The organism is Streptomyces sp. NPDC016469 (assembly GCF_040632905.1).
Lineage (GTDB): Bacteria > Actinomycetota > Actinomycetes > Streptomycetales > Streptomycetaceae > Streptomyces.
On the sequence record NZ_JBEYCQ010000067.1, the window covers coordinates 1 to 10,239 of the forward strand.

Annotated in this window: 4 protein-coding genes; 3 read left to right on the plus strand and 1 reads right to left on the minus strand. The window is 73.3% G+C overall.

All coding sequences use genetic code 11. The features are described 5' to 3' along the window. The first annotated feature begins 97 nt into the window (after positions 1 to 97). The 3 genes from ABZ565_RS34920 to ABZ565_RS34930 are packed head-to-tail and all read left to right on the plus strand — an operon-like array spanning position 98 to position 9,780. Positions 98 to 7,891 carry an SDR family NAD(P)-dependent oxidoreductase gene (locus ABZ565_RS34920; RefSeq protein ID WP_361036258.1) on the plus strand — a complete coding sequence of 2,598 codons (7,794 nt, stop codon included), beginning with the start codon at positions 98 to 100 and terminating at the stop codon, positions 7,889 to 7,891. Between the two features lie 27 nt (positions 7,892 to 7,918). Then, entirely contained in the window at positions 7,919 to 8,950 is a 1,032-nt protein-coding gene (locus ABZ565_RS34925; RefSeq protein WP_361036261.1) for a ketoacyl-ACP synthase III family protein, read from the plus strand. Then, positions 8,944 to 9,780, plus strand: a complete 837-nt coding sequence (locus tag ABZ565_RS34930; protein WP_361036264.1) for an alpha/beta hydrolase — start codon at positions 8,944 to 8,946, stop codon at positions 9,778 to 9,780. The genes ABZ565_RS34925 and ABZ565_RS34930 overlap by 7 nt, the downstream gene beginning before the upstream one ends. Positions 9,781 to 9,867: 87 nt before the next feature. Here ABZ565_RS34930 and ABZ565_RS34935 read toward each other — a convergent pair. Continuing rightward, on the minus strand, positions 9,868 to 10,239 hold a 372-nt coding region (locus tag ABZ565_RS34935; protein WP_361036267.1), incomplete at its 5' end, for a cobalamin-dependent protein.

Below are 10,239 nucleotides of genomic sequence, written 5' to 3' on the forward strand. Positions count from 1 at the left end.
CCACATCACCCCCACCCACACCGACAGCATCACCCTCCACATCACCGACACCACCGGACAACCCGTCGCCACCATCACCTCCCTCGCACTCCGAGAGGTGGCCCCCGGTCAGCTGGGGCAGGGCTCCGGTGGCGCCGACGACGCCCTGTACCACCTGGACTGGATCCCGGCGCACGCCGCCCAGGACACCGACGCCCGGCCGTTCGTCGTGGTCGGGTCCGGGCCCGCTTCCGTACGGGCCACCCGTCACGCGGACCTCACCGCTCTCCGCGACGGGTGGACGGACGGGGACTCCACCGACGCCCTGCTGTTCCTGACCGAGGGCGGGACGGACGACCGGTGCACGCCGGACGCCGCCCGGGCCGCCGTCCACCAGGTGCTCACCGCGGTCCAGGAGTGGCTGGCAGAGGACCGGTTCGCCGACGCCCGCCTGGTCGTCGTGACGCATGGGGCCGTCGCGACGGACTCCGCGACCGCACCCGGCGCACCGGCGTACGCACCCGTCTGGGGCCTGCTGCGCACCGCCCAGACGGAGAACCCCGGGCGCTTCGTCCTCGTGGACATGGACGAGGACCCGGCCTCCGCCGCGGCCCTGGCGGCCGCACTCGCCTGCGGCGAGCCGCAGTTCGCCCTGCGCGCGGGCAGGACACTCGTCCCGCGCCTGGCCCGTGCGGCGGGGCGCGCCGACATCCTGCTCCCGCCGGGCGGGGGCGAGCCCTGGCACCTGGACGTCACCGCCCGCGGCACCCTGGAGGCCCTCACCCTGGTGCCCGGTGCCGAGGCGGCCGCCCCGCTCGGGCCGTTGGAGGTGCGGGTCGCGGTCCGGGCCGCCGGACTCAACTTCCGTGACGTGCTGATCGCGCTCGGCGTCTACCCGGGCGAGGCGTCCATGGGCACCGAGGGCGCCGGTGTGATCACCGAGACCGGCGCGGAGGTCACCGGACTCGCCGTCGGCGACCGGGTCACCGGCATGCTGCCCGGCTCCTTCGGACCCGTATCGGTCGTGGATCACCGGCTCGTCGTACGCATCCCCGACGCGTGGTCGTACGAGGAGGCGGCCGCCATGCCCATCGTCTTCGGCACCGCCTACTACAGCCTGGTCGAACTCGCGGGACTGCGGTCCGGCGAGACCCTCCTCGTGCACGCTGCCGCCGGAGGAGTCGGCATGGCGGCCGTGCAGCTCGCCCGCCACCTGGGCGCCGAGGTCTACGGCACCGCCGGCCCCACCAAGTGGGACGCGCTGCGGGCCTCCGGCCTGGACGACGCTCACATCGCCTCCTCACGCACCCTCGATTTCGAGGAACGGTTCCGAGAGGCGACGGACGGTCGTGGCATGGACGTCGTACTCGACTGCCTGGCGCGGGAGTTCGTGGACGCCTCGCTGCGGCTGCTGCCGCGCGGCGGCCGCTTCGTCGAGATGGGCAAGACCGACATCCGCGACGCGGACGAGGTCGCCGCCGCCCATCCCGGGGTGGCCTACCAGGCGTTCGACCTGATCGAGGTCGCGCACCGGGACCCCGAGAAGTTCCGGCACATGCTGACCGCGATCGTCGCCCTCTTCGAGGCCGGCGCACTGCACCACTCGCCCGTCCGTGCCTGGGACATCCGCCGGGCCCCGGAAGCCTTCCGTTTCCTGAGCCAGGCACAGAACGTCGGCAAGATCGTCCTGACCGTGCCGCCCGCACTCGACCCCGAGGGCACGGTCCTGATCACCGGTGGCACCGGTACCCTGGGTGCGCTCTTCGCCCGTCACCTGGTCACCGCGTACGGAGCCCGCCACCTCCTGCTGACCAGCCGGCGCGGAGCACAAGCGCCCGGGGCCGACACCCTGCGGGCCGAACTCGAAGCCCTCGGCGCGACCGTCACCCTGGCCGCCTGCGACACCTCCGACCGGGACGCGCTCGCGGCACTCCTGGACGCCGTCCCCACCGCTCACCCCCTCACCGCGGTCATCCACACCGCAGGTGTCCTCGACGACGGCACGATCACCGCACTCACCCCCGAACGCCTCGACACCGTCCTGCGCCCCAAGGCCGACGCCGCCTGGCACCTGCACGAACTCACCCGCGACACCGACCTCGCCGCCTTCGTCCTCTTCTCCTCCGTCATGGGTGCCATCGGAGGCGCCGGCCAGGCCAACTACGCGTCCGCCAACACCTACCTGGACGCCCTCGCCGCGCACCGCCGGGCCGCCGGCCTCCCCGCCACCTCGCTGGCCTGGGGCTTCTGGGACCAGCGCAGCGAACTCACCGGTGACCTGGACGAGGCCGACCTCGCCCGCATGTCACGGGCCGGTCTGGTGCCCCTCGGTTCGTCCGAGGGACTGGCCCTCTTCGACCGGGCGCTCGCCGACCCCGGCGCCGCCCTGGTCCCGGCCCGTCTCGACCTCGCCCGGCTCCGCGCCCAGGCCGACAGCGGCTCGCTGGCGCCCGTGCTCTCCGGACTCGTCCGCGCCCGTACGGCGCGCCGGGCCGCCGCGTCGGCCGCCGCGGCCACGGGTGCCGCCGGCGACCGCTTCGCCGGACTCACCGGCGGCGATCTGGACCGGGCCCTGCTGGACCTCGTACGGACCAATGCGGCGACCGTGCTGGGCCACTCCTCCCCGGCGTCGATCCGCCCCGACAGCAAGTTCAAGACGCTCGGCTTCGACTCCCTCTCCTCCGTCGAACTGCGCAACCGTCTCGGTGAGGCGACCAAGCTGCGCCTGTCGGCCACCGCCGTCTTCGACCATCCGACCCCGGACGCGATGGTCGCCCACCTGCGCGGTCTGCTCGGCGTCGAGGACACGGCCGCAGCCCCGGCAGCCGTCCGGCAGGGCCCGGAGACCGCCGGCGCCGGGACCGCCGACGACCCCATAGCGATCATCGGGCTCGGCTGCCGGCTGCCCGGCGGGGTGTCCTCTCCCGAGGAGCTGTGGGAACTGCTCGCCGCAGGCGCCGGCACCGCCGACGACCTGCCCGACGACCGCGGCTGGGACCTGGAGGCCCTGTACGACGCCGACCCCGACCGCTCCCGCAAGAGCTATGTCCGCAAGGGCTCCTTCCTCTACGAGGCGGCCGAGTTCGACGCCGACTTCTTCGGGATCTCGCCGCGTGAGGCGCTCGCCATGGACCCGCAGCAGCGCCTGCTGCTGGAGACGGCCTGGGAGGCCTTCGAACGAGCGGGCATCCCGCCGGAGTCGGTGCAGGGCAGCCAGGCCGGAGTGTTCGTAGGCGCGCTCTTCCAGGAGTACGGCTCCCTCATGCACGAGGCATCGGAAGGAGTCGACGGCCTGCTGCTCACCGGCAAGACCACCAGTGTCATATCCGGCCGCCTCGCCTACTTCCTCGGCCTCGAAGGCCCCGCGATCACGGTGGACACGGCCTGCTCCTCCTCGCTGGTCGCCCTGCACCAGGCCGCGCAGTCCCTGCGCGGCGGAGAGTGCTCGCTCGCCGTCGCGGGCGGCGTCTCGGTGATGGCCACGCCGGGTATGTTCACCGAGTTCAGCCGTCAGCGCGGCCTGGCCACCGACGGCCGCATCAAGGCCTTCGCGGACGCGGCCGACGGTACGGCGTGGGGCGAGGGAGCGGGCGTTCTGCTGCTGGAGCGGTTGTCCGATGCCCGGGCCAACGGCCACCCGGTTCTCGCTCTCATCAAGGGTTCGGCGGTCAATCAGGACGGCGCGAGCAACGGGCTCAGCGCCCCGAACGGCCCCTCGCAGCAGCGGGTGATCCGCCAGGCCCTGGCCAACGCCGGCCTGACGGGTACGGACGTCGACGTCGTGGACGCGCACGGTACGGGGACCAGACTCGGTGACCCGATCGAGGCGCAGGCGCTGATCGCGACGTACGGGCAGGAGCACTCGGCCGACCAGCCGTTGTGGCTCGGCTCGCTGAAGTCCAACATCGGCCACACCATGGCCGCCTCCGGCGCCGCCGGCGTCATCAAGATGGTGCTGGCCCTGCGTGAGGGAATCCTCCCGCAGACCCTGGGGGTGGATGCGCCGACGTCGCACGTGGACTGGTCCCAGGGGTCGGTGGAGCTGCTCACCGAGCAGCGGACGTGGCCCGAGGTGGACCGCCCGCGCCGTGCGGCCGTGTCGTCCTTCGGCATCTCCGGCACGAACGCCCACATGATCCTGGAACAGGCCCCGGAGCAGGAGTCCCGGGTCGAGACGGAGGCACCGGTGAACCTGCCGTGGGTGCTCTCCGCGAAGAGCCCGGCCGCTCTGCGTGAGCAGGCGGTGCGGCTCGCGGGCTTCATTGAGCGCAATCCGCAGGAATCGGCGGGGGCGGTGGCCGCTGCCCTGATCGATACACGTGAGCGTTTCGACCACCGGGCCGTCGTGCTCGGCAGCGGGCGCACGGAGCTTCTTACGGGGCTCGGCGCACTGGCCGGGAGCGATGCGGCCGGCTCCGTAGCAACGGGTGAGGCGGTCACGGGTCGCACGGTGTTCGTGTTCCCGGGTCAGGGTTCGCAGTGGGCGGGTATGGCGGCGGGGCTGTTCGAGGCGTCGCCGGTCTTCCGGGCCCGGCTTGAGGAGTGTGCGCGGGCGCTGTCCCTGCACACCGACTGGGATCTGCTGACGGTGCTGCTGGAGGGCGACCCGGAAGGGCTGCTGGAGCGGGTGGATGTCATCCAGCCCGCGCTGTGGGCGGTGATGGTGTCCCTGGCCGCCGTGTGGCGGTCCTACGGGGTCGTGCCGGACGCGGTGGTCGGGCACTCGCAGGGCGAGATCGCGGCTGCGGTCGTCTCCGGTGCCCTGTCCTTGGAGGACGGCGCCCTGGTGGTGGCTCTGCGGAGCCGGGCGATCAAGGCCCTGGCCGGCCGGGGCGGGATGCTGTCCGTTGCTCTGCCCGCCGACGCGGTGCGCTCCTACCTCGTGCGGTGGCCCGACGACCTCAGCGTCGCCACCGTCAACGGCCCCTCGTCCACCGTGGTCTCGGGCACGGACAGTGCCCTGGACGAGCTTGTGGCGGTGCTTGACGCGGACGGGGTGCGCTCGCGCCGGATCGCGGTGGACTACGCCTCCCACTCACCCCACGTCGAATCCATCCGGGAGGAGCTGGCCCAGCTTCTGGCACCCGTCGCTCCCCGTAAGCCCGAGATCCCGTTCTACTCGACCGTGACGAATGAAGTGGTCGACGGCGCGGTTCTGGACGCGGGGTACTGGTACCGGAATCTGCGTCAGACGGTCGAGTTCGAGAAGACAACGTGGGCATTGCTCGCGGATGGTTTCACCACGTTCATCGAATCGAGCGCCCACCCGGTCCTGGCGATCGGTCTCCAGGAGACCTTCGAAGCCGCCGGTGCGGTGGCGGCGCTCGCGGTGCCGTCACTGCGCCGGGACGAAGGGGGACTGGAACGGTTCCTGCTCTCCCTCGGCCAGGCATGGGCCCACGGCGTCCCCGTCGACTGGACCCCGCAGCTCCCCGAGGTCACCCACCCCGTCGACCTGCCCACCTACCCCTTCCAGCGTCAGCACTACTGGCTCTCCGCCTCCCACGCCGCCGCCCCGGCCGTCTCCGACCTGGGCCCCGGTGCGGTCCCGCACCCGCTCCTCGGCGCGGCGGTCGAGCTGCCGGGCTCCGGATCGCTGCTCTACACGGGGCGCCTCTCCCTCACCGCCCAGCCTTGGCTCGGCGACGCGGAGACCCTGCCCGGTGCCACGTTCCTGGAGCTCGCCCTGCGGGCCGGCGAGGAGGCGGGCGCCGGTCAGGTGGACGAACTCACCCTGCACGAGCCCCTCGTCGTACCCCGCCGGGGCGGCGTGCAGCTGCGGGTCGAGGTCGGAGAGCCGGAGGACAACGGGCTGCGCAGGCTGTCCGTGCACTCCCGGCGCGAGGGCAGGGCTCCGGGCACCGCCTGGACCCGGCACGCCACGGCCGTCCTGGCCGCCGAGGAGCCCGCCCCCGGGTGGAACCTCGAGGTCTGGCCGCCGCGCGACGCCGAACCGCTCGACGCGGGTTCGCTGCCCGGCGTACGGGCGGCCTGGCGGCGGGACGGAGAGCTGTACGCCGAGATCGTGTCCGGTGACGCGGACCGGCACGACCCGGCAGGGTTCGGCCTGCATCCCGCCCTGCTGGAGGCGGCGCTCGGCTCCGCCGTCCTGACCGGTCTCCCGGCCGGGGCCACCCCGGTGCGGTGGCGCGACGTCACCCTGCACGCCGTCGGCGCCACCACCCTGCGCGTGCGCGTCGTGCCCACCGCCGACGAACCCCTCGGCGTCGCCGTCGAGATCGCGGACGGCAACGGGGCGCCCGTCGCCACCGTCGGCGCGATGCTGCTGGAGGACGGGGCCGACGACCGCATCCGGCAGGCGGCGTCCGTCCAGCGCGGCGGGCAGTACACCGTCGAATGGACCGACGAGAAGCCCGCCCCGGCGGCCGGAGCGGACCCGCACAGCTGGGCGGTGGTCGGCGAGGACGTCTTCCGCGCCCGCTCCGGGCTCATGGCCGCAGGCACATACGCCGAGGCCCACCCCGGCCTGGACGCCCTGGCGGCCCGGATCGAGGCGGAGGGCGCCCCCGCGCCCGATGTCGTCCTGGTGTCCGTGGCGGCCACCGCGAACGGAGACATCGCGACGTCCGTACAACGGGCCGTGGAGGAGACGGCGCAGCGCGTCCGCACCTGGCTCGCGGATGCCCGGTTCGCCGGCTCCCGGCTGGTGTTCCTCACCAAGGACGCCACGGCGGCCTCGGCACCGCAGGGCGGTGACCCCGCAGCCGCGGCGGTATGGGGGCTGCTCCGCGCCGCCCAGGAGACGACTCCGGACCGCTTCGTCCTGGCCGACACCGACGGGAGCAAGGCGTCGTGGCGCTCCCTGGTCAAGGCCCTCGCCGCAGGTCACGACCAACTGGCCCTGCGTCGCAGCACGCTCAAGGTGCCCCGGCTCGCCCCGGCGGTCGCCGGTGCATGGCCCGCGTACGACCCCGAGGGCACGGTCGTCGTCGTCGGCCGGCAGGCCGAGCCGTACGCCCTCCGGCTGGCGGAACGGCACGGTGTGCGGAACCTGCTGCTGGTCGGCGCGCGGGACACGGCGGATCTCGAAGCCGGGCTCACCGCGGCCGGAGCCCGGGTCACCGTGGCCCCGGCCGATCCGGCCGACCCGGTGGCTCTGGCGGACGTCCTCGCGGCGGTTCCCTCGGCCCACCCGGTCATCGCCGTCGTCCACGCCGTCGACCCGCAGGCGGAGGCGTCGGCGGGCGCGCCGCGGGAAGCACCGCGAGGCACGCCCGAGGAGACCGTACTGCCCGAGGTGGAGGCGGCCCGCACGGCCCGCACCGCGCAAGCACTGCGCGAGGCGGCCGGGCCCGACGCCGCGTACGTCATGCTCTCCGCGGAGGAAGGGGCCTCCGGGGCCTTCCTGGAAGCCTGGGCGCGGGTGCTGCGCAGCGGCGGGACCACGGCCGTGGCCCTGTCCGGCCGCCCCGGGCCGGCCGGGCCCCTCGACGGGGAGCTCCTGGACGCTGCGACGGCGGTCGGCGCGGCCGGGGTCGTCGTGGCCGAGCCGGACTTCGAGGCACTCGCCGCGCTTGCCGCGGCCGGCCGGCTTCCCGCCCTGTGGCGCGGTCTGGTCCGCGGACCGGCCCGACGCACCGTCAAGGAGGGCCCGGCCGGGGCCGGCAGCTTCAAGCAGCGGCTGCTCGCCCTTGACGCCGCCGGGTGCGACGCCCTGCTCCTGGACCTCGTCCGGGGACACGCGGCGAGCGTGCTCGGCCACGGATCGGGCGAGGCAATCGACGCCGACCGCAAGTTCCGGGACATGGGCTTCGACTCGCTCTCGGCACTCGCCCTGCGCAACGCCCTCAACGACGCCACCGCGCTGCGCATGCCACCCGGTGTCGTCTTCGACCAGCCCACCTCCGCTGAGCTGGCCCAGCACATCAAGCAGCAGATCTTCGGCCGATAGGCAGCCGAGTCACCAAGGAGACATGGCGTGAGAGTGGAAGGCGTGTACATCAGTTCGGTCGGGGTGTTCCTGCCCCGCCGGGTGAGTGCCGAGGACGCGGTCGCGGACGGCCTGTACGACGAGGAGGTGTACAAGGCGAGCGGGCTGACCGGCACCCATGTGTCGGACGGGATCCCGGCGCTCGACATGGCGGTCACTGCCGCCCGGCAGGCACTGGAACGGTCCGGCCTGGACGCCGAGGACATCGAGTCGCATGTGCACAGCGGCGTCTACTACCAGGGACCCGACGGTTCTTATCCGCCTGCGTACGTCCTGCGTGAACTCGGGGTCGGGCAGGTGCCGTCGCTGCACATCCGGCAGGGCTGCAACGGCATGCTCGCCGCGATGGAGGTCGCGGTCGGGCAGATGACCGGTGCCGCCGAGGTGGAGACGGCGCTGCTGACCACCGCGCAGAACTTCGCCACCCCGCTGATCGACCGCTGGCGCGGCTTCGGCGACTCCTACATCCTCGCCGACGGGGCGGCCGCGGCCGTGCTCAGCAGCGAGGACGGCTTCGCCGAAGTGCGCTCGGTCAACTCCGGGACGCTGCCCGAACTCGAGGCATGGCACCGCGGCGACGAGTCGCTGCTGCCGCCGCAGGACGGGGCGGGCGAGCGGCTGGCCGTGGCCGAGCGGGCCGCCCGGTTCAACGAGCGGGAGATGTCGCTCGCGGAGACCGTCGAACGGATCGGCGCGTTCGACCTGGACATCGTGCACCGCTCGCTGGTGGACGCCGGACTGAACGCCTCCGACATCGCCCGCGTCATCCCCATCAACCAGGACGGGCGCATGATCGAGTTCTCGGTCATGGCCCCCCTCGGCCTCCCGATGTCCCGCTCCAGCTGGGACTACGGCCGCTCCGTCGGCCACGTGGGCGCCGCCGACCTGGTCATCTCCCTCGACCACCTGGTGCGCACCGGCGAACTCGCGCCCGGTGACCACGTCCTGCTGCTTTCCCAGGGACCCGGCTGGATCAGCTCCGCCGGCGTCGTGACGATCAAGGAAGTTCCCGCATGGTGACCACGACCGCCCACGTGTCCGTACCGGGCACCGAGCTCTACTACGAGAAGACCGGGACCGGCCCGCTGCTGTTCCTGATGGACGGCGGCGGGGGCGACGCGCGCCGCACCGCGGCCCTCGTGGAGCGGCTCGCGGACCGGTACACCGTCGTCACCTACGACCGGCGCGGCATGTCCCGCTCCGCCGTGGGCGACCCCGCACCGGAACTGGGCCCGCAGGTGCACACCGAGGACCTGGCGCTGCTGATGGAGGCACTCGCGGACGGGCCCTCGCTGCTGTTCGGCCACAGCGTCGGCGGAGTCATCGGTCTGCACCTGACCGCGCACCGGCCCGACCTGGTGTCGGTGTACGCGGCGCACGAGCCGTCCGAACTGGCCCTGCTCACGGGCGCCGACCGGGAGGCGGCCGCCGGCCTGATCGCCGCTGCCGAGAGCGACTACCGCACCGCCGGCTGGGGCCCCGCGCTGGCCCACATGGCCCGGTTCAACGACATCGACGTGACCAGCCAGGACGCTGAACCGGACGTCGTACCGGCGCCCATGACCCCCGAGCAGCTCGCCAACATCGAGTTCTTCCTCGCCCACGAGATCGGCTCCTACCGCCACCACCTGATGTCCGACGCCGACCTCGACGCCCTCAAGTCCGGACCGGCCCGCATCGTCCCCCTGGCCGGCCGGCCCTCCGACCGGAGCTGGTCCTACCGCTGTGCCCGGAATCTGGCGGACCGCCTGGGCACCCCGCTGGAATCCTTCCCCGGCGGCCACAACGGCCTCAAGACCCACCCCACGGCCTTCGCGGCCCGCCTCCACGAGGTCTTGACCGCGTCCTGACTCCTTCCGGAAAGCGACTGCCGCTCGTGGTCACCGTCCAGGTGACCACGAGCGGCAGTCGTCGTGTGAGGAACAGCCGGCGGCCCGCTACAGCTCGTGGCCGAGTTCGGTGGCGAGCCGCTTCACCAGATCGTGGGCGGCGTCGGGGATGACGGTCCCGGGCGGGAAGACCGCGGTGGCGCCCATGCCGAGGAGCGCGGGGATGTCGGCGGGCGGAATGACTCCACCGACGACGATCATGATGTCCTCACGGCCCTCGGCGGCCAACTCCTCGCGGAGTGCGGGGACGAGGGTGAGGTGGCCGGCGGCCAGCGACGAGACGCCCACGATGTGCACGTCCGCCTCGACCGCCTGCCGGGCGACCTCGCCCGGGGTCTGGAACAGTGGGCCGACGTCCACGTCGAAGCCCAGGTCGGCGAAGGCGGTCGCGATCACCTTCTGGCCCCGGTCGTGCCCGTC

Excerpts from the sequence above, each read along its gene's own strand:
- ABZ565_RS34930 (WP_361036264.1), top strand. The coding sequence starts at position 8,944 with ATGGTGACCACGACCGCCCACGTGTCCGTACCGGGCACCGAGCTCTAC.